This is a genomic window from Tenacibaculum piscium (assembly GCF_021390755.1).
GTDB lineage: Bacteria > Bacteroidota > Bacteroidia > Flavobacteriales > Flavobacteriaceae > Polaribacter > Polaribacter piscius.
In genome coordinates, this window is the sequence record NZ_JAJGWR010000001.1 from 177,811 (window position 1) to 198,398 (window position 20,588).

General features: G+C 30.9%; 19 protein-coding genes and 6 tRNA genes. 17 read left to right on the forward strand and 8 right to left on the reverse strand.

Translation table 11 applies throughout. From position 1 onward, the window contains the following. Window position 1: 1 nt before the first annotated feature. From L0U72_RS00855 to L0U72_RS00875, 5 genes are all read left to right on the forward strand, one after another. On the forward strand, window positions 2-742 hold the full coding sequence (locus L0U72_RS00855) for a cell division protein FtsQ/DivIB (protein WP_101918093.1): 741 nt from the start codon (window positions 2-4) through the stop codon (window positions 740-742). Further along, the gene (ftsA, locus tag L0U72_RS00860) at window positions 729-2,108 is read left to right on the forward strand and encodes a cell division protein FtsA (RefSeq protein WP_233898163.1); all 1,380 of its coding nucleotides are present in this window, start codon (window positions 729-731) and stop codon (window positions 2,106-2,108) included. The genes L0U72_RS00855 and ftsA overlap by 14 nt, the downstream gene beginning before the upstream one ends. A gap of 97 nt (window positions 2,109-2,205) precedes the next feature. Continuing rightward, complete coding sequence (gene ftsZ, locus L0U72_RS00865) at window positions 2,206-4,020, forward strand: cell division protein FtsZ (RefSeq protein ID WP_233898164.1); 1,815 nt, start codon at window positions 2,206-2,208, stop codon at window positions 4,018-4,020. A gap of 16 nt (window positions 4,021-4,036) precedes the next feature. Next, a complete protein-coding gene (locus L0U72_RS00870; protein ID WP_101918090.1) occupies window positions 4,037-4,486 on the forward strand; it encodes a GatB/YqeY domain-containing protein in 450 nt (149 codons plus the stop codon). 19 nt (window positions 4,487-4,505) lie between these two features. Beyond that, a tRNA-Arg gene (locus tag L0U72_RS00875) sits at window positions 4,506-4,579 on the forward strand. Between the two features lie 300 nt (window positions 4,580-4,879). On the opposite strand, the gene L0U72_RS00880 is transcribed toward L0U72_RS00875, so the two are convergent. After that, window positions 4,880-5,512, reverse strand: coding sequence for a Crp/Fnr family transcriptional regulator (locus L0U72_RS00880; protein WP_101918089.1), 633 nt, complete (start codon window positions 5,510-5,512; stop codon window positions 4,880-4,882). Window positions 5,513-5,682: 170 nt separating this feature from the next. On the opposite strand from L0U72_RS00880, the gene L0U72_RS00885 reads away from it, so the two are divergent. Then, the gene (locus L0U72_RS00885; RefSeq protein WP_101918088.1) at window positions 5,683-6,102 is read left to right on the forward strand and encodes a CBS domain-containing protein; all 420 of its coding nucleotides are present in this window, start codon (window positions 5,683-5,685) and stop codon (window positions 6,100-6,102) included. Between the two features lie 88 nt (window positions 6,103-6,190). Here the strand turns inward: L0U72_RS00885 and rpe are convergent, their stop codons facing one another. After that, entirely contained in the window at window positions 6,191-6,847 is a 657-nt protein-coding gene (gene rpe, locus L0U72_RS00890; protein ID WP_233898165.1) for a ribulose-phosphate 3-epimerase, read from the reverse strand. 443 nt (window positions 6,848-7,290) lie between these two features. After that, entirely contained in the window at window positions 7,291-8,154 is an 864-nt protein-coding gene (locus L0U72_RS00895; RefSeq protein ID WP_101918086.1) for a sigma-70 family RNA polymerase sigma factor, read from the reverse strand. Window positions 8,155-8,468: 314 nt separating this feature from the next. Here L0U72_RS00895 and L0U72_RS00900 point away from each other — a divergent pair, with 314 nt between their 5' ends. From L0U72_RS00900 to L0U72_RS00910, 3 genes are read left to right on the forward strand one after another with little or no spacing between them, the layout of a single operon-like run. After that, complete coding sequence (locus L0U72_RS00900; protein ID WP_101918085.1) at window positions 8,469-9,038, forward strand: RNA polymerase sigma factor; 570 nt, start codon at window positions 8,469-8,471, stop codon at window positions 9,036-9,038. Between the two features lie 5 nt (window positions 9,039-9,043). Continuing rightward, a complete protein-coding gene (locus tag L0U72_RS00905; RefSeq protein WP_101918084.1) occupies window positions 9,044-9,235 on the forward strand; it encodes a hypothetical protein in 192 nt (63 codons plus the stop codon). A 24-nt stretch (window positions 9,236-9,259) separates the two neighbouring features. Further along, window positions 9,260-10,078: a mechanosensitive ion channel family protein gene (locus tag L0U72_RS00910; RefSeq protein WP_233883762.1), complete on the forward strand. Its 819-nt coding sequence runs from the start codon at window positions 9,260-9,262 to the stop codon at window positions 10,076-10,078. A gap of 425 nt (window positions 10,079-10,503) precedes the next feature. On the opposite strand, the gene porT is transcribed toward L0U72_RS00910, so the two are convergent. The 5 genes from porT to L0U72_RS00935 form a co-directional block, all read right to left on the reverse strand. Beyond that, window positions 10,504-11,205, reverse strand: coding sequence for a type IX secretion/gliding motility protein PorT/SprT (gene porT, locus L0U72_RS00915; RefSeq protein WP_233898166.1), 702 nt, complete (start codon window positions 11,203-11,205; stop codon window positions 10,504-10,506). 1 nt (window position 11,206) lies between these two features. Then, complete coding sequence (gene ubiE / locus L0U72_RS00920; protein WP_233898167.1) at window positions 11,207-11,935, reverse strand: bifunctional demethylmenaquinone methyltransferase/2-methoxy-6-polyprenyl-1,4-benzoquinol methylase UbiE; 729 nt, start codon at window positions 11,933-11,935, stop codon at window positions 11,207-11,209. Between the two features lie 48 nt (window positions 11,936-11,983). Next, window positions 11,984-12,877 carry a NifU family protein gene (locus L0U72_RS00925; RefSeq protein WP_101918080.1) on the reverse strand — a complete coding sequence of 298 codons (894 nt, stop codon included), beginning with the start codon at window positions 12,875-12,877 and terminating at the stop codon, window positions 11,984-11,986. A 127-nt stretch (window positions 12,878-13,004) separates the two neighbouring features. Next, window positions 13,005-14,387 (reverse strand): OmpP1/FadL family transporter, encoded by a 1,383-nt coding sequence (locus L0U72_RS00930; RefSeq protein ID WP_233898168.1) that lies wholly within the window; start codon window positions 14,385-14,387, stop codon window positions 13,005-13,007. Window positions 14,388-14,419: 32 nt separating this feature from the next. Then, on the reverse strand, window positions 14,420-15,511 hold the full coding sequence (locus L0U72_RS00935) for a hypothetical protein (RefSeq protein WP_233898169.1): 1,092 nt from the start codon (window positions 15,509-15,511) through the stop codon (window positions 14,420-14,422). 106 nt (window positions 15,512-15,617) lie between these two features. Here L0U72_RS00935 and proS point away from each other — a divergent pair, with 106 nt between their 5' ends. The 8 genes from proS (at window position 15,618) to L0U72_RS00975 (ending at window position 20,581) form a co-directional block, all read left to right on the forward strand. Beyond that, window positions 15,618-17,096: a proline--tRNA ligase gene (gene proS / locus L0U72_RS00940; RefSeq protein WP_101918077.1), complete on the forward strand. Its 1,479-nt coding sequence runs from the start codon at window positions 15,618-15,620 to the stop codon at window positions 17,094-17,096. Between the two features lie 1,017 nt (window positions 17,097-18,113). Then, a tRNA-Glu gene (locus L0U72_RS00945) sits at window positions 18,114-18,185 on the forward strand. A gap of 133 nt (window positions 18,186-18,318) precedes the next feature. Beyond that, window positions 18,319-18,390: transfer RNA gene (locus L0U72_RS00950), tRNA-Glu, on the forward strand. Between the two features lie 35 nt (window positions 18,391-18,425). Beyond that, window positions 18,426-18,677, forward strand: coding sequence for a 30S ribosomal protein S20 (gene rpsT, locus L0U72_RS00955; RefSeq protein WP_101918076.1), 252 nt, complete (start codon window positions 18,426-18,428; stop codon window positions 18,675-18,677). A 768-nt stretch (window positions 18,678-19,445) separates the two neighbouring features. Next, window positions 19,446-19,518, forward strand: a tRNA-Lys gene (locus L0U72_RS00960). Between the two features lie 51 nt (window positions 19,519-19,569). Continuing rightward, window positions 19,570-19,652 (forward strand) — tRNA-Tyr (locus tag L0U72_RS00965). Window positions 19,653-19,916: 264 nt separating this feature from the next. Next, a tRNA-Met gene (locus L0U72_RS00970) sits at window positions 19,917-19,989 on the forward strand. 145 nt (window positions 19,990-20,134) lie between these two features. Beyond that, on the forward strand, window positions 20,135-20,581 hold the full coding sequence (locus tag L0U72_RS00975; protein WP_233883775.1) for a protein-disulfide reductase DsbD domain-containing protein: 447 nt from the start codon (window positions 20,135-20,137) through the stop codon (window positions 20,579-20,581). Window positions 20,582-20,588 lie beyond the last annotated feature (7 nt).

The following is a 20,588-nucleotide window of genomic DNA, read 5'->3' on the forward strand; positions in this document are numbered from 1 at the left end:
AATGAAAACAATAACTACATATCTGTCTTTTTTGTTGTTGTTGCTTTTTTTTGCTTTTTTATACGGATTTACAACCAATAAAAATGGCACGAAAATCATTGAAAATACTGTCGTAGAATTCGAAGAAGGAGATAATAACTTCTTGACACACAGTATGGTTGATAAAATGTTAAGACAAAATAATGAATTTGTTAAAAATCAACCAAAAAGAATAGTAAATTTACATTTTCTGGAGAAAAATGTTTCCGAAAATCCGTATGTGGAAAAAGCAACCGTCTATTTAACCATTAACGGAGTGCTCAAAACATTGATAAAACAACGTACACCAATTGCCAGAATTGTAAATAAAAATGAATCATATTATATTGATAAATTTGGAGTAGAAATCCCGTTATCACAAAATTTTTCAGCAAGAGTGCCGTTTGTATCAGGAATTAAAAACCAAAAAGATATCAACGAATTACTAATTTTAATCAACAAAATTGAAGAATATAATTTTTTTAGTAAAGAAATTATAGGAATTCAAAAAAATATTGAAAATCAATATATATTTACAGTTCGTAGCGGAACATATCAAATTCTTTTTGGAAAACTAGAAAATGTATCCGTAAAGTTTAAAAAATTAATCGCATTTTATAATAAAGCATTAATTGATAAAACAATTAAAAATTATAAGACAATAAATGTAAAATACCACAATCAAGTTGTGTGCACAAAACAAAAGCAAGATGAAGAAAAATAAAATTGCAGTTGGTTTAGATATCGGTACTACCAAAATTGTTGCTATGATCGGACGTGAAAACGAACAAGGCAAATTAGAGGTTTTGGGTATTGGTAGAGCTAAAAGTTTAGGTGTAAAACGGGGTGTGGTAAATAATATTACCCAAACAATTATGTCCATTCAACAAGCTATTGAAGAGGCACAAAGTGTATCGGGACAATCCGTAGAAAATGTAGTCGTAGGCATTGCAGGACAACATATTAGAAGCCTACATCATAGCGATTATATTACACGTCAAAAATCAGATATCGTAATTAATGAACAAGATATTGAAAGCCTTGTTGGACAAGTACATAAATTAGGAATGCAACCCGGTGAAGAAATTATTCACGTCTTACCGCAAGAATATAAAGTAGATAGCCAATCCGATATTAAAGAACCTATCGGAATGTATGGTGGAAGATTAGAAGCCAATTTTCACGTAGTTGTTGGACAAGTTTCTTCTATCAGAAATATAACCAGATGTGTAAACAGCGCAGGATTAAACCTAGCAAGCATCACCCTAGAACCCTTATCTTCGGCATTAGCCGTATTAAGCCAAGAAGAAAAAGAAGCTGGAGTCGCTTTAATTGATATCGGAGGCGGTACAACCGATTTAGCAATATTTAAAGACGGCGTTATTAGACATACAGCCGTAATCCCATTTGGTGGAAATATTATTACAGAAGATATCAAAGAAGGATGCTCTATTATCGAAAAACAAGCGGAATTACTCAAAGTAAAATTCGGATCGGCATGGCCTGGAGAAAATACAGAAACTGAAATAGTTTCTATCCCCGGATTAAGAGGTAGAGAACCTAAAGAAATTAGCCTTAAAAATTTATCAAAAATAATTCATGCCAGAGTACAAGAAATTGTAAATCATGTGTATTTAGAAATAAAAAAATATGGGCATGAAACTCAAAAAGGAAAGCTAATTGCAGGAATCGTATTAACAGGTGGAGGGGCACAATTAAAACATTTACGACAATTAGTAGAATATATAACTGGAATGGACGTTCGTATAGGGTATCCTAATGAACATTTATCTGGAGATTCTTCAGATGCCTTAGCAAGCCCAGAATATGCAACCGCTGTAGGTTTATTAATGGAAGGTTTATACAAAGATGTAAAAACAATTCCTGTAGCTCCAAAAGTTGTTGCTAAAGAATCCGAAGAAAAAATAATTTTAGAAGCTCAAGCTGATAGCGATATCCAAAAAGAAGCGTTTCTGAAAGAACAAGAAAGAAAAAAAGAGCACGTATCAAAAGCGAATCCGTCTAAATCAAAATCTTTTTTTGATAAATTTGCAGATAGATTTAAAGAGTTTTTAGACAACGTAGAATAAAATAAAAAAGATAAGAAAAAAACAAGATATTACCGCTATTAATCCCCCGATAAATAAGTCGTGTAATTGAATAAAAATTATAAAAAGGAAAGTTATTATGAGTACAGAATTCAATAACATTTCATTCGACATGCCAAAAACACAATCGAATGCCATTAAAGTAATCGGTGTTGGTGGGGGAGGAAGTAATGCTGTAGATCACATGTTTAGTAAGCAAATTCACGGAGTTGATTTCGTAATTTGTAATACTGATGCACAAGCACTTGAAAGTAGCCCAATTCCTAATAAAATTCAACTAGGAGCACACTTAACCTCTGGATTAGGAGCTGGTGCAAATCCTGAAGTTGGTGCGCAAGCTGCTGCCGAAAGTATTCAAGAAATTCAGCAAATGTTAAGCACACATACTAAAATGGTATTTATTACCGCTGGTATGGGGGGAGGAACAGGTACTGGAGCAGCACCCATTATTGCTAAAATAGCAAAAGATATGGACATTCTAACGGTAGGAATCGTTACAATGCCGTTTCAGTTTGAAGGAAAAAGACGTAGCAAACAAGCACAAGATGGAATCGATGAACTTCGCAGAAATGTAGATTCTCTAATTGTTATCAATAATAATAAATTAAGAGAGGTTTACGGAAACTTAGGGTTTAAAGCTGGTTTCTCCAAAGCTGATGAAGTCTTAGCAACAGCAGCTAAAGGTATTGCTGAGGTTATAACACATCACTATAAACAAAATATTGATTTACACGATGCCAAAACAGTACTGTCCAACAGTGGAACAGCTATTATGGGTTCCGCAAAAGAAACAGGTGATAATCGTGCTAAAAACGCTATTATAAGAGCCTTAGATTCACCATTGTTAAACGATAATAAAATTACAGGTGCTAAAAATGTACTATTATTAATCGTTTCAGGAGTTAAGGAAGTAACACTAGATGAAATTGGAGAAATTAATGACTATATTCAAGATGAAGCTGGTTATGATGCCAATATTATCATGGGGGTTGGTGAAGATGAATCTTTAGAAGATGGTATTGCCGTAACCATTGTTGCTACTGGTTTTACAGCAGATCAACAAGGAACAATTAGCAACACCGAAGTACAAAAAATTATTCATACACTAGAGGATGAAAATAAAATAACAACCAACTTTACAGCTAGAAATATACAAACAGAATCTGCTGTAAATGAACCTATCTCTAAAACAATAACTCCTTTAAATCAGGAAAATCAAGAGCCAACTCTCAATAAAAATACGACAAATCATCATGATAACGTAAATAATAATAATTCAAATAATATTGGTAATATCAATGTTATATACGAGCAAGTTAGCCCAAATGAAAATGCTGATGACGATTTTATTATTACCAATATCTCTGAACAAAATAAAGAGCCTCAACAACCTGTAAATCAAAATATTCAAAACAATCAAAGTAATCAACAGAAACAAACAAACGAAGAACCAAGCATAGAAGCATCTCAAGTTCAAAAACGTCATGTTTTAGAAAATACTGATACGCATATAAATCCTAACAAAAATTCAAGACAAATTGTAAGACAAGAACAAGTCGATGAAGCACTGCAATTTGAACTCAAAACATCAGTAAAACATCAACCTGTTGCTGAAAAAAATGAAAGTAGTGAGGAAATATCGCCAGCAAATATGACCATCGCCGAATTAGAAGCGAGAACCAAAGAAAGACGTGAAAAATTAAAAGGATACAACTATAAATTTAGTAACACCACTAAAAATATAGATGAAATAGAACGTCAGCCAGCTTATAAACGCTTAGGTGTCGATATTAATACCGATACATCAATTAGTAAATCAAACACGATATTAAATACCGATAATAATAATTTATCACGCTCTAATAATTCGTTTTTACACGATAATGTAGATTAACTTAAAAACAAAAAAAATGGGATTGCAAAAACAAGTGATAGAACAAATGAAAGTAGCTATGAAAGCAAAAGATACCGTTGCGTTAACGGCGCTTAGAGCTTTAAAATCTGCTTTTATGATTGCAAATACCCAAACAGGAACAGCAACAGAAATATCCGAAGAAGAAGCGCTTAAAATTATTCAAAAACAAGTGAAACAACGTAAAGATAGTGCCGCTGTTTTTACCGAGCAAAAAAGAGATGATTTAGCAAAACCAGAACTCGAAGAAGCAACAGTTTTAGAACAGTTCTTACCAGAAGCTTTATCCGAAGAAGAAATTGCAAAAGTAGTGGCTGAGGTTATCGCCAAAACAAACGCAACAGGAATGAAAGATATGGGCAAAGTTATGGGAATCGTATCAAAAGAATTAGCAGGAAAAGCCGATGGCGCAACAATATCAACAATTGTTAAAAAAACATTGGCGTAAATTTTATCAATAATAAAATGGCTGCGTAGTTCAACTGGATAGAATATCAGATTTCGGCTCTGACGGTTGGGGGTTCGAATCCCTTCGCAGTCACAAAAAAATCAATAACCTAATTATTAGGTTATTGATTTTTTTTGTTTATTAAAATTATTAATTATTATAACTTTTTTAAATTTTCATTTAAAATTTTTTTAAGGTCAAAATAGTAAGGCAAGCAGGCAAGGGGTTGAAACCCCTTGTTGAAAAAAATAGTATCGAATCCGTCAAAGGGATTTTTATTTCAGTTTCACATCCTGATTTGCCGTAGTTCTTCACTTTGTGCGATACTGAAATAAATTCAGCATGACGAGAATTTAGTCTTATTTAACTTTTAAACAGGCTCTAAAAAAGATTTTAAAGCTCTAATATTTTTATTTGATTTCGATGTAATTCAATTTTTGATTTTTTTTCTAAAGCTTTTAAAAGTCTAGAAATCACGACTCTTGAAGTATGTAAATCGTTTGCTATTTCGAGATGCGTAACATTTAGTACATCATTTCCAACGACCATTGCTTTATCTTTTAGGTATTTAAGTAATCGTTCATTCATGTTTAAAAACGCAATAGAATCGACAGCTTCAATAAATTCATTTAATCGAGAATGATAGCTTTGTAAAATATATTCTTGCCAGCTTTTGTATTTGCTTAACCATTCCGACATTTTATTTTTAGGAATCATAAGTACGGTAACATCAGTTTCGGCAACGGCTTTAATTTTACTTTTGGTTTCTCCCATGCAGCAGGAAAGTGTCATGGCACAGGTATCGCCTTTTTCGATGTAGTATAGCACCAATTCATCACCGTCTTTATCCTCTCTTAAAACTTTAATTGCACCGCTTAAAATTAACGGAATCGAAAACATATAGCTATCGGCATCAATAATTACGGTATTTTCTTTAAATTCCTTATATACGCCTACGTTGGCTATTTCGTTGATTAATTTTTCTTCAAATATATAGCCGTAATGTTGTTGTAGTTCTTCTATCAATTTTTAATGAATTAGTGTAATTTAGTGTGAATATTCAAGGTTTTTTCAGGCGATAATTTACAAAAAAATAAAATAAAAAGAGCTGATTTTAATTAGCTTTTAAGTTGATTTAATTCCTGAAATTTATACTGATAAATCAAAATAGAAAACAAGAAATAACAAGAAATAAGATGAATAAAGATACTAGAGTTTCAGAGATAATGACTAAAAATGTAATAACATTAAAAAGTACTGATGATTTAATGACAGCAGAACGATTATTTAAAAGGGAGAAAATACGCCATATTCCTGTTGTTGCTGGTTCAAAAATTAAGGGAATGTTAAGTTATACGGATTTATTAAGAATCAGTTTTGCAGATGCTATTGATGATGATGAAAATGAGATTGATTCGGTAGTTTATAATATGTTTAGCATCGAGCAAGTGATGGCTAAAAATCTGGTTACCGTTCATGTCGATTCGACTGTAAAAGAGGTGGCAGAAGTTCTGGCAAAAAGAGAGTTTCATGCCTTGCCTGTGGTTGATAAAAATAAGTTAGTCGGAATTGTTACCACTACCGATTTAATAAATTTCTTGATAGCGCAGTTTTAAGGAGATTATTTGAGAAAGCAACAAGGGGTTTCAACCCCTTGTTTTTTTAATTTTTTAAAGATTTCAATAATTTTAGAACATAAAATGATTAATTAATCAAATTCTTTAAATTTTCGATAGTTTCCGTAGGATTTTCACTTTTGAAAATATAACTACCAGCAACTAAAACATCAGCACCAACTTCAATAAGTTGATTCGCATTTTTATCGGTTACGCCACCATCAATTTCAATTTTACATTCTGAATTTGAAAATTCGATTAAATGTCTTAATTGACTTACTTTTTTATAGGTGTTTTCAATAAATGATTGTCCTCCAAAACCAGGATTTACACTCATGATACAAACCATGTCTAAATCTTGAATAACATCTTCTAAAACCGAAATTGGTGTATGTGGGTTTAAGGCAACTCCAGCTTTCATTCCTGCGGCTTTTATTGCTTGAATAGTTCGGTGTAAATGTGGGCAAGCTTCGTAATGTACGGTTAAAATATTCGCTCCTAAATCAGCAAAAGTTTGAATATATTGGTCAGGATTTACAATCATTAAATGTACATCAATTGTTTTTTTAGCGTGTTTTGTAATCGCTTTTAAAACAGGCATTCCAAAAGAAATATTAGGAACAAATACACCATCCATAATATCAATATGAAACCAATCAGCTTCACTATTATTTATCATTTCGATGTCTCTTTGTAGATTCGCAAAATCTGCGGCTAAAACGGAAGGTGCAATTAAATTACTCATTAGTTTGTTGTTGTTTTGTTTGTTTTGTTGTCGCAAAGATAATTAATTCGTGTTTAAAACGGTTCTTACTGATTTTAAAAATGCTGTTGTTTACTAAGAGCCTGTTTAAATTTTATCTAAAAAAGTTTTGTAACGTAAAAATAAGAAATCGAATCCGTTAAACTGAATTTAGTTCAATTTCATATCCTGATTTGCCGTAGTTCTCCTGTTGATGCGATGCTGAAATAAATTCAGCATGACGAGAATTTAGTTTTAATTTAATTTTTAAAAATGCTGTTGTTTAGTAAGTTGTTTTGTTAGAATGTTTAGCCCTGATTGCAGCGGCATCCTTTTTTGAAGTATGAAAAAAAGATATAGCGGAAAGCAGGAATTAGCTCCAAAAAAAACTCTCGAAAATTAATTGGAGAGTTTTATTATTTTATCTAAAAAAAAATCTGTGATTGTTATCCTAAATAGGTCATTAAAATTTTACTACGAGAAGTATGTTTTAATCTGCGGATTGCTTTTTCTTTAATTTGACGAACACGTTCACGCGTTAAATCAAAAGTTTCTCCGATTTCCTCTAAAGTCATAGGTTGTTGTTCGCCCAATCCGAAGTATAATTTTACAACATCTGCCTCACGAGGTGTTAAGGTTTCTAAAGCACGGCTAATTTCGATGCGTAACGATTCGTGTAATAATGTTTTATCAGGATTTGGTGATTCACCAGAGTTTAAAACATCATATAAATTAGAATCTTCTCCTTCAATTAAAGGTGCGTCCATCGATACATGACGACCCGAATTTTTCATTGATTCTTTTACGTCATTTACGGTCATGTCTAACTTTTTGGCAATTTCTTCAGGACTTGGAGGTCTTTCATTTTCTTGCTCTAAAAAGGCGTACATTTTATTTATCTTGTTGATAGAACCAATTTTATTCAACGGTAAACGTACAATACGAGATTGTTCTGCTAACGCCTGTAATATTGATTGACGAATCCACCAAACGGCGTACGAAATGAATTTAAAACCACGAGTTTCATCAAAACGTTTTGCAGCTTTTATAAGTCCTAAATTCCCTTCATTAATTAAATCGGGTAAGGTTAATCCTTGGTTTTGATACTGCTTTGCTACCGAAACAACGAAACGTAAGTTGGCTTTGGTTAATTTCTCTAAAGCTCTTTGATCACCAGCTTTAATTCTTTGAGCTAATTCTACTTCTTCATCCGCAGTAATTAAATCTACTTTTCCTATTTCTTGTAAATATTTATCTAAAGAAGCGGTTTCTCTATTGGTAACCTGTTTGGTAATTTTAAGTTGTCTCATCTTAATTAAGTGGTATTTTTAATTCATCAATCATTCCCTACATTATAGTATACGTACGATGTAGGAGAAATGTTACAAAAAAAATCAAAAATTTTTATTTTGAGTGCAATTTTCGTTAAATTTGAAGAATTTTCGTTAAATTTGGTTGAGACATACTAAATACTTTTTAAGTAATTAGATATTAAACTTGAAATTTCAACTTTAGAAGTAGTATTGTAATTAGAGTTTGTATTAAAATGTGACTTTTTAAAAATAAAAGTGTCTAAAAAGTAGTAAACCTAACTATATTATAAATTAACAACTAAATTTAGCTATTGGAAAGTATTGATATTACAAAACTTAGCGATGAAGAACTGGTTGCTAAAATAGTTGAAAAAAATGATAGTCATTTATTCGCTGTTTTATACGACCGTTATGCTAGCGTTGTGTATAATAAATGTTATGGTTTTTCGAAGAACAAAGAAGAAGCACAAGATTTAACCCACGATGTTTTTATTCGATTATTCGTTAAGTTAAGAACTTTTAAAAATAAGTCCAAATTTTCGACGTGGTTATATTCTTTTACCTATAATTTCTGTGTAAATTATGTGCAGCGAAATAAAGAAAAAAAGAAAGAAAAAGTAACGATTGTAACCGATCAAATAAGAGAGAATAGTGATGAAGATGAAATTGACGATGCGACTTTATTTGAATTAAAATCCGATAAATTAGCCAAAGCACTTGAAATTATATCTGCCCCTGAAAAAATGATTCTATTAATGAAATATCAAGATGATATGACTATTAAAGAAATCTCAGACGTATTAAGCTTAGGGGATAGCGCCGTAAAAATGCGTTTAAAACGAGCAAAAGAAAAAGTTATAAAAGCATACAACGCACTGTAATAATTATGGAGAATCCATTCAAAAAAATGTTACATAATGAAGAATTGCCAGAGGTACTTAAAAATAAAGTACTTAAAGATGTGGCAATGATAAAATTATCAATAGATTTGGCAGATCTATTTATGGTAAAGTACCCGAGTACAATTACAGACCTATTAAGTGGAGGAGTATCTAAAAAAGAAACTGAAAAGAACTAAGTAAAATTTAATAATAAAAGAAAAATGAATGTATTACAAATGGATATTTTAGCACCTTTTAAAGATGTTTTTCAAAATATTATTGATTCGTTGCCAACTGCTTTAGGGTTTGTTGGTTTTGTAATTTTAACTTGGTTGATTGTTAAATTTTTCTTGTATATCGTAAGAAAAGGATTGGCTAAAACCAAGATTGATGAATTATCTAAAAAAATAAGTAAAACACCAATTTTTGGGAATTCGACCATAAAAATTTGCTTATCAACAATAATAACGACACTTTTAAAGTGGTTTTTAATATTAACTTTTGTGATGGCAGGTTCCAATATTTTTGGATTGGAAGTGGTATCCGAAGGAATAAAAACTTTTTTTGCGTATTTACCTAAACTATTAACAGCCGTAGGAATTTTTATAGCAGGTGTTTATTTAGGTACTGTTATTAAAAAATCAACACAAACGATGTTTAAATCGTTAGAGATATCTGGTGGAAATTTAGTCGGAAATATTGCTTTTTATTTAATTGTCGTTTTTTTATCGATAACCGCGCTAGATCAAGCAGGAGTTGATACTTCGATTATCAAAAGTAATTTAACACTTTTAATAGGTTCTATATTATTAGCCTTTACGTTAGCGTTTGGTTTTGGTGCAAAAGAGGTGGTAGTACGTTTATTATATGGATATTATTCAAGAAAAAATATAGGCATCGGTCAAAAAGTTATTATTGATGATGTGAAAGGTGTTGTTACAGCAATTGATAACATTTGTTTAACAGTTACAACAGCAGAAGGAAAAGTTGTTTTTCCTATTAATGATATTGTAAATGGTAAAATAGTTATTGAAAATTAGCAGTTTATCTAATTTTTATTTTATATTTGTCGTCAATTATTTAAAATAATTAAAAAAAATGATAGATTTCGGGGGACTTCTATTTTATAGGTAAAGATTTATCTTTACTATTATGACCACCGAAAGGTGGTCATTTTTTATTATAAGTGACTTTTAATAAAAAAGTGTGTCATAATTGTATGAAGTAGATTTTGGGGGACTTCTATTTCATATTTATAAAAATGACTTTCTTCAATGAAAGTCATTTTTCTATTACTTTAATTTATATACTTGTTTTTACTTTTGATATTTTATTTTTTAGAATTAAATAGTAAGTTTAAAGGTTTTAAATTAGTTGAACTATTCAAGGTAAAAAAGCGACTATTATAGTCGCTTTTTTTGTTGATGTTTTTTATTTTGATACTTTAATTTTTAGATATCTTTTTTTACTCAAAAGACAAGTGCAAAAAGACACCTCTTGTTCCTAAATAATCGATAGGATCTGTCCATTGACTTGGGCTGTTAGTGTCGGGTACTAATTCATTATTAATGGCGAAAACGCCTCTTATTGATGGTGAAAATTTAAAGTAACTTAAATAAAAATCGACACCAATACCAAGTTCATACATAAAGTTATTAGAAGTTGTTCTAAATTCTCCAACAGCATTATCATCTTTATTTTTTTCATTACTCGAAAAATTATAATCATAGGAAATACCGCCTAAAACATAGGGTCTAATATTATTCATTCTATTGGTACTTGCTTTTAAAATAAAGGGCAAGTGTAAATAGGTAGCACCAACTTCTCTGGTATTTAGGTTTTCGGAGCCTTCAATATGCTTAAAATGTAAGGTTTTTGTGTTTGACATTAAGCCAGGTTCAAAGCGTAGATTCAAATTATTATGTAATTTTATATCGGCAATTAACCCCACATTAAATCCAACAGAAGTTGAAACTTCTACTTCCGAATTATCAAAATAACTCGGTTTGTAAGCTACTTTATAGCCGTTATTATTTACGCCTAAGTAGAAACCATAATGAAAAATTGGTTTATCAAAACTAGGTAGATTTAATATTTTTTCGGTTTGTGCTTGTATCGAAATTGAAATCAATCCGAAAAATCCTAAAAAGAAAAGTTTTTTTAACATATTATTTTAAAGCGGTATAAATTGAAGCAACTCCAAAGGTTACTGGTAAATTAGTTACTTCTTTAAACCCATTTTTTTGTAAAATATTGTTAAACGCTTGCCCGAAAGGAAAAGAATTTGCACTTTCTGATAAATAAGAATAGGCAACTTTATCGTTTGAAAATAATTTTCCAATAATAGGAAGTATAAAATTGGTATGAAATTTATAGCCTTGTTTGAACGGAAATTTTGTAGGATTAGACGTTTCTAAGATGACTAATTTTCCGCCAGTTTTTAAAACTCGGCGTATTTCTGTCAATCCTTTGTCTAGGTTTTCAAAATTTCGAACTCCGAAAGAAACGGTAATTGCATCAAAAGTTTCGTTTTCGAAAGGCATATTTTCGCTATCGCCCACAATCATTTCTATTGTGTCGCTTAAATTTTCTTTGGATATTTTCTGTTTACCAACTTCGAGCATTCCTGCTGAAATATCCAAACCAACAATTTTTTGAGGATGTAAACTTGCCATCATTAGGGCTAAATCACCTGTACCTGTTGCGATGTCTAAAATTTGTTGCGGATTATTTTCACCAACTAATTTCACTACTTTTTTTCGCCAACTAACGTCAATTCCTAAAGAAATAACACGGTTTAATCCGTCATAATCTTCCGAAATATTGTCAAACATTTTTACTACTTGTTCTTTTTTTCCTAAGTCAGAATCTTTGTATGGTTTGATTGTTTTTGACATTCTTTTGATGTTGTTTTAGGTGTTGTTTTTGCTATTTATTTTAAAAAATTATCCGTTAATGGCAACGACTTCATTAATTTGATTAGGCAACATTTCTTTCAACATTGTTTCGATACCATTTTTTAAGGTTACTGTTGATGACGGACATCCGCTACATGCTCCTTGCAAAATTACATTGACTCTTTTTGTTTTTTCATCATAGGATTGAAATGCAATATTTCCTCCATCAGAAGCCACGGCAGGTTTAATATATTCGTCTAAAATATCGACAATTTTAGCTTCGGTATCGGTTAAATCTTCCTTTGGAATTTCTACATTTTCCGTTGTTTTTTGCTTAGGAAGTTCTTTGATAATTGTTTTTCCATCTTGAATATAGCTTCTGATAAAAGAGCGTATTTCTTGATGTACTTCATTCCATTCAATCATATCATATTTTGTGATTGACACATAATTTTCAGAAATAAAAATTTCTTTTACGAATGAAAACCCGAATAATTCTTGTGCTAATGGCGAAGATTTGCTTGCTTCTTCAATGTTTTTAAATTCGACATCGGTTTGCGTAAGTGCTTTGTTTGAACCAAATTTCATTACTGCAGGATTTGGTGTTACTTCGGCATATATTTCAACGGCTTCTTTTTTGGTATTTATTTCTTCTACCAATTTATTTCCTTGTTGCAAATAGTTTTCAATTTGCTCACGAAGTTCTTCTTCAACATCTTCCCACTGTACAATTTCATAGCGTTGAATTGCGATGAAATTGGCGGTAATTAATATTTTTTTCACAAATGGAAGGTGAAAAAGTTGTTGTGCTAAGGGCGAATTTTTAGCTTCGTCTATATTGTTAAATTCATAACTTCCACCGTTCACTAAAATTGAATTACTGATAAATTTCAGAATGGTTTCGTTATTTGTTTCTTGTATATTTATTTTGATTACGCTCATAATAAGGTATAAAATAGGGTGTAAAAATGAAGTACAAAATTACGGTAAAAAATTGAGATATGTATATATAATAAAATCCTGCAAAAGCAGGATTTTAGTGTTTAAAATTTGTTACGTTTTTGTTGATTTACAGGCTAAAAGTAATTGTTCCTAAAACGTTAGATGTTTTAGTATTACTATTGATATCTCCTAATTGATATGCGGTATAAAACTGTTTTTTTTCTCGTTTCGTATAGGCGATATCAAAGGTTATATTGCCAAAATTATAGCCTAAACCTGTTGAAAAACCGCTTGTATTATCTTTATTGGTGTTTGCACCTAAAACTAAATTAGGGTTTTTTTCATAATGATATCCTGCACGAATGCTCATTTTATCGACACGCCATTCTGTACCAATATTCAAGGTATGTGTATTTCGATAATCGTTTGCAAAACTGGCATTTTCTTTAGAGAAATCGCCGTCATTAAATTTGGTATTTGTGTAATCTTTGTAAGTGTAATCAATACTGATAAGTCCTTTTTTTCCGAAGATATACGCGCCACTTAGGGTTATTTTGCTGGGCGATTTAAAACGATATACATTCTCTGTAAAAGGATTATCACTTTCGTAATCATTTTCAATAACTGGAGTTGTTACATCAAAATAACCGATATAATTTTGATAAATCACATCATTTTCATCAAAAGGAATTAGGTTACTTTGTTCAAAAACTTCTGAATACCAAGTGGGCGTTTCGTAGGCTAATCCTGCTCGAATATACTGATTAAATTTATAAATAACACCAAAATTTAATGAAAATCCATTGGCATCAAAATAACTGTCTTGCACGTTAAATGCGTCGAGTGTATTTCCATTTTTATCATTATTAAATTCATTTATTTTTAGAAGTTGTTCAAATTCAAGATTATGAAAATTTAAGCTAGCTCCCACAAATAATTTCTGTTGATAGACGCTTGAAAATCCAACGCTAAAAACGCTACTTTTTCCTTTAGTTTTATTCTCGATATATTGTTCTTGTGGCGCATCAAAAATAATAGAAGCATCGTTTATGTGTTCGGTAAAATAAGCGTTATTGCTGTTTCCGTTTGCGGTATAAAGGCTGTTAAAATCTTTTTTAATTCGATAATTAAAGCTTAATGCAAACCGATTCCAATCAGAATCATAGGCGGTATCAAAAGTTAAAATTGCGCCTGCTTGGCTGATGTTAAATTCATTATTTTTAGTGTTATTTTTATTCCCATAATATTGGGTTGCGTAGTTGGTATTTTGATTTTTTAAAGTAGCGGAAAGCACACTTTTTGTACTCACAGATGCTCCTGCAGGATTAATTCCTACGGAAGAAATATCACTACCTAATGCTCCAAAAGCACCGCTCATGGCTTCAAAACGAGCTGTTCCGTAATTGGCATCTTCAGAAAATAAAACGCCTAATTCATTGTAATTTAAAGATTGAGAAAAACCTGTATAAGTGCTAGCGATAAGCATTGCTAAAGTTAAGAATTGTTTCATTTTGATTTTGTTTTTTTAAAATTAGCGTCTAATTAGCGTCTGCTAGAACTTGTATTGTTGCGCTGATTCCTAGAAGAAGAGGGTCTGGTATATGTTTTTGAACTTCTAGTAGCATTTCTTGTTGATGAACTTCTTGTTGATGAATTTCGGGTATTTCTAGATTCTCTAGAAGAATTATATGTTCTTCTAGGAGTACTTCTGTTATTTCTAGTCGATTTATTTCGATTTGAATTAGCGTTTCTTCTTGTTGATGAATTTCTGTTAGAATCTTCGTTATTATAATTTCTAGTGCTTCTTCTTGAGGGAGAATATTGTCTATTAGTACGAGAATTATTTTTTCTGTAGGTTTTGTAATTGTTGTAATTTCGGTTGTTTCTGCTATTTTTCAGTCTATTACCTCTGTAATGATTTCCGCCACTACGAGTTCTTGAATAATTGTTATTGTAGTAATTATTTCTATAATAATATGGTCTATTATAGTAGTGATTTCTGTAATAAGAATTTCCGTAATAGCTGTAATATGGATTATAATAAGGATTGTAATAATTGTTTATTCCAATATAAATTCCACTATTAAAATTGGTATAAACATCGTTGTAAAAACTGTTATTATAATAATTATTATATCGCCAATGATTGTAGTATCCCCAACGTGGTCGGGTGTTTATAACGATTACATTATTTATATTATTGTCGTAATTATCTTGATTGCGATATCCCCAAGGTTCATGGGATGTGTAATTTCTGTTATTTTGTTGATTATGATCGTAATAACGATCTTCAGGAGTATTATTATCATCATTTCTTTTAGAGCTATAATTTTCAATATCTGTAAAAATATCGGTATTATTTAAGTCATCTAAACGATTTATTTCTTTGGTAAAATAATTTTCTTGATTGTTATTTTTGGAAGCAAGTATTTCTCTTTTGCTTTGTTCTAGCTGTTTCTGTTGATATTCTTTTTGTTGTTTCTGACGTACTTCTTTTAAAGTAATATCATCGGCATAAATTCCATCATCATTACTGCTAACATATTGTGTTGTTCCACAGGAAACAAGCGTTATTATCATAAATAATGATGCTATATACATGGGAAGTTTAAATTTTTTATGGAATAACATCATGGTTTAAGTTTTAAGTTGTTTGTTGGGCTTGTCGCCTTTTTTAACGTAATTTTGCAGTGACAATTTACGCATAAAAAATAACAATATTTATGCCAAACTTTTGATTATGAGCAAACATTTAACAAAAAGAGACGAAGATTACTCGAAATGGTATAACGAATTAGTGGTAAAAGCTGATTTAGCTGAAAACTCGGCCGTTAGAGGCTGTATGGTGATTAAACCCTACGGATATGCTATTTGGGAAAATATGCAAAAAGAGTTAGATAGAATGTTTAAAGAAACAGGACATCAGAATGCTTATTTTCCGTTGCTTGTACCCAAAAGTTTATTTGAAGCAGAAGAGAAAAATGCGGAAGGATTTGCGAAAGAATGTGCTGTTGTAACGCATTATCGTTTAGAAAATGATCCTGATAACAAAGGGAAATTACGAGTTGATCCGAACGCAAAATTAGAAGAAGAATTAGTAATTCGTCCAACATCGGAAGCAATTATTTGGAATACTTATAAAGGTTGGATTCAATCACATAGAGATTTACCTTTATTGATAAATCAATGGGCAAATGTGGTTCGTTGGGAAATGCGTACCCGATTATTTTTGCGTACTGCAGAATTTTTATGGCAAGAAGGACATACGGCACACGCAACAAAATCCGAAGCTATTTTTGAAGCAACACAAATGCAAGAAATATATGCAACTTTTGCTGAAGAATTTATGGCGATGCCCGTCATAAAAGGGAAAAAATCGGAAAGTGAACGTTTTGCTGGTGCAGAGGATACGTTAACCATTGAAGCATTAATGCAAGATGGAAAGGCATTACAAGCGGGAACATCGCATTTTTTAGGGCAAAATTTCGCCAAAGCTTTTGATGTAAAATATACGTCAAAAGAAGGGAAAAAAGAATATGTTTGGGCAACTTCTTGGGGAGTTTCTACGCGTTTAATTGGAGGATTAATTATGACGCATTCCGATGATGCAGGTTTAGTTTTACCGCCAAAATTAGCTCCAATTCAGGTTGTAATTGTACCTATTTATAAAGGAGATGACCAATTAGAAGCAATTTCTGAAAAAGTAGACGTAATTGTAAAAGAGTTACGTAAAAAGGGAGTTTCTGTTAAATTTGATACCAGAGATACTTACAGACCAGGTGCTAAATTTGCAGAATACGAATTAAAAGGAGTTCCTGTAAGAGTAGCAATGGGAAATCGTGATTTAGAAAACGGTACGGTTGAAATTGCGCGTCGTGATACTTTTGAGAAACAAACTGTTGCTATTGATGGCGTTGTTGATTTTATCACTAATTTATTAGAAGAAATTCAGGAAAATTTATTTAAAAGAGCTTTAGATTATAGAGCAAATCATACCACGGAGGTTGAAACTTTTGAAGAATTTAAGGATGTTATTGAGCATAAAGGCGGTTTTGTTTTGGCACATTGGGACGGAACGGAAGCTACGGAAGATAAGATAAAAGAACTTACAAAAGCTACGATTAGATGTATTCCTAATGATTCGAAAGAGGAGATAGGGACGTGTATTTTCACGGGAAATCCTTCTACAAAAAGGGTTCTTTTTGCGAAAGCATATTAAATTACGTTTTTAATTTGGTAAGAATATTTTAAAAAATCCTGCATTTGCGGGATTTTTTTTTTGGAGCTATTTCCCGCTTTCCGCACTCGCTCTTTTTTTGAAGAAAAATCAAAAAAAGGAGCTCAAACAATTGCTTCAATCGGGGCTAAGCTTATTTACGATGATTATTTTTAGTTATTAGGTTTCGTTTTTTTTATAAAATTTTTGACAATTTGATTTTGTAGGCGTGAACCTATGTGTTCGCCCTTTTTATAGTAAAGAACCATTCGAATTAACAGGTTCTTTAATTGTTTTTTCGTGAATATTTATACGTAAAGTAATATTGAATAAAATTTTTGTAACATCAAAATAGTATGGCAAGGGGTTAAAATTCCTTGTTTTAAAATAAAAATGCGTCAAACTGAATTTATTTCAGTTTCTCATCCTAATTCGCCACAGTTTTTAGCTTTTTTTGTTATTTTTAGTGCCTTTTAACAAGGGGTTTTAACTCCTTGCGGTCATTTTTTTTAGATGAAATTTAAACAGGCTCTAAGAATATTTTAAAAAATCCTGCATTTGCGGGATTTTTTTTTGGGAGCTATTTCCCGCTTTCCGCACTCGCTCTTTTTTTGAAGAAAAATCAAAAAAAGGAGCTCAAACAATTGCTTCAATCGGGGCTAAGCTTATTTACGATGATTATTTTTAGTTATTACGTTTCGTTTTTTTTATAAAATTTTTGACAATTTTATTTTGTAGGGGCGAACACATAGGTTCGCCCTTTTTATAGTAAAGAACCATTCGAATTAACAGGTTCTTTAATTGTTTTTTCATGAATCTTTATACGTAAAGTAATATTGAATAAAAATTAAATAACTTTTTAGTATTTTTTATTTTAGGGTTTAAGTTGTTTTAAATCAGGTTTTTTTGATGTTTTTTGAGTTCGTTTTTTGAAATTTATAAATAAAAAAATAAAAAATACTTGTGTAAATAAAAAAGAGTTGTATATTTGCACCCGCAATCAGATAAATTGTTTGTCACGGTCCGTTCGTCTAGGGGTTAGGACGCATGGTTTTCATCCATGTAACACGGGTTCGATTCCCGTACGGACTACAATTTTAAACTGAGTTTATAAAAATTCATTGTTGTTTTTTTATTAAAGCAGAAGTTCAAAAATTAAAATTAAATTAATTGTAGATATGTAAAATTATTGTATATTTGCATTCTCAATCAGAAAGATTGTTTTGGTCCGTTCGTCTAGGGGTTAGGACGCATGGTTTTCATCCATGTAACACGGGTTCGATTCCCGTACGGACTACAAAGTTTTTTATAAACCTTTAAGAATTTAGTATAATGGCAAATCACAAGTCAGCAATAAAAAGAATCAGAAGTAACGACGCTAAGCGTTTAAGAAACAAATATCAGCATAAAACAACACGTAATGCTGTTAGGAGATTAAAAGCTTCAGAAGATAAAGCAGAAGCACAAGGGATGTTCTCTACAGTTGTATCTATGTTAGATAAATTAGCTAAGAACAACATTATTCACAAGAATAAAGCTTCTAACTTAAAATCAAAATTAGCTAAACATGTAGCTTCTTTATAAGAATTTAAGTTTTCTTAAAATTTAAAAAAAAACGCTTCGATTTATCGAAGCGTTTTTTCTTTTACAATTGTTTTTTAGAATAGTATAAAATCTTTTAAGAGTGATTTTAGGGATCAAGTATGATATTATTGAATAGTGTTCTTAAATTAGACTCTAAAAGCATCTATTTTCTACGTCTTATGAAGTAAAATTAATTTCCTTTGTAAAGGGAAATTTTTAATGCTTGTTTCGGGTAAAAATCTTTTGATTGTACTACTTCTGATTGATATTCTCTTCTTCTGAATAAAAATGAACTGAATTTATTTTAGTAGCAATACTATTAAAATAATCTAAAATTTCTTCCAGTAAAAAAGACTTGGCTAAAGTTAGAGCCTGTTTAAATTTCATCTAAAAAAATATCACAGAAAAATAAAAAATAGAATCTGTCAACCTGAATTTATTTCAGGTTATCATCCTGATTTGCTATATTTTTAGTTTTTTTTTAAGGAAAAAATCACTCGAACTGACAGTTTATATATTTTTAAACAAGCTCTTAAAATTAGTGCTATAAATTTCAGAAGGATTTCTTTTTAATGTTTTTATATAATTAGTTGTTTTTTACTGTCTTTATTTCAGGAACTATTATTTATGTCAAAATTAATAGTTAATTAACCTACAGATAATGAGCTTGTTCCATTTTTTGTTTTAAATTTAGTGTTTTTTTATTAAAAAAATTTGTGAAATATAAAAATAGCTTCTATATTTGCAACCGCTAAGGAGATAAATAATGACCTGGTAGCTCAGTTGGTAGAGCATCTCCCTTTTAAGGAGAGGGTCCTGGGTTCGAGCCCCAGCCCGGTCACTAAAAAGCTTCTCTTATTAATAAGAGAAGCTTTTATCTTTTTATAGCTTTGGGGAGATACCAAAGCGGCCAACTGGGACGGACTGTAACTCCGTTGTCTTACGACTTCGCAGGTTCGAATCCTGCTCTCCCCACAAAACCTCTATCCTTTTTGATAGAGGTTTTTTTGTGCTTAAAATTTCATCAATAAAACTTTATTTCAAAACTGATATAAATTATCATAAAAAGCTAACTAAAAATTTTGGCTAATAAGAATGCAAAACGGAACTAAATTCAGGTTGACGGATTCGATTTTCTACAATAAAACCGAATTGAATAAAATTTAAACAGTCTCTAAAAAAATAAATAACTTTTATTTGTTTAGTAAGTATAAAAAGATGTATCTTTGCACTCGAAATCGCGGGATAGAGCAGTAGGTAGCTCGTCGGGCTCATAACCCGAAGGTCACTGGTTCGAGTCCAGTTCCCGCTACTAAACAAAGAGTAATCAGAAATGATTACTCTTTTTTTTGTTAAAAAAAGTCTAAAACAGTAAATTTTATTTAATGTAACGTTATTTGATGTAGAAAGATGTTATTTTTACTAAAAATTGAATAAAAACGATTAATCATATAATAATGAGCAAATTAATACTACTATTTACTTTTATAATAAGTGTTACTTGTTATGGACAAATAGAAAATCCTGTAAAATGGAGTACCAAAGTCGAAAAAATTTCTGATAAAGAAAGTGAATTAATAGCCGTGGCAACACTAGAAAATCAATGGTATATTTATTCTCAAAAGATAGATAAAGGAGGACCGATACCAACCTTATTTTCGTTTACAGGAGATAAACGTTACATGAAAAAAGGAAATACTAAAGAAGGAAAAGGACTCGTGGCAAATGATGAAATATTTGAAATGCGTATTAAATATTTTGAAAATAAAGCCATTTTTACACAAAGAGTTCGCTTAAAAACGAATGAAAAATTTACCATAAAAGGTACCGTTGAATATATGGTATGCTCAAAAGAAAGCTGTTTGCCTCCAGAGGAAGTTGCTTTATCTTTTAAAATTAATTAATCAACCA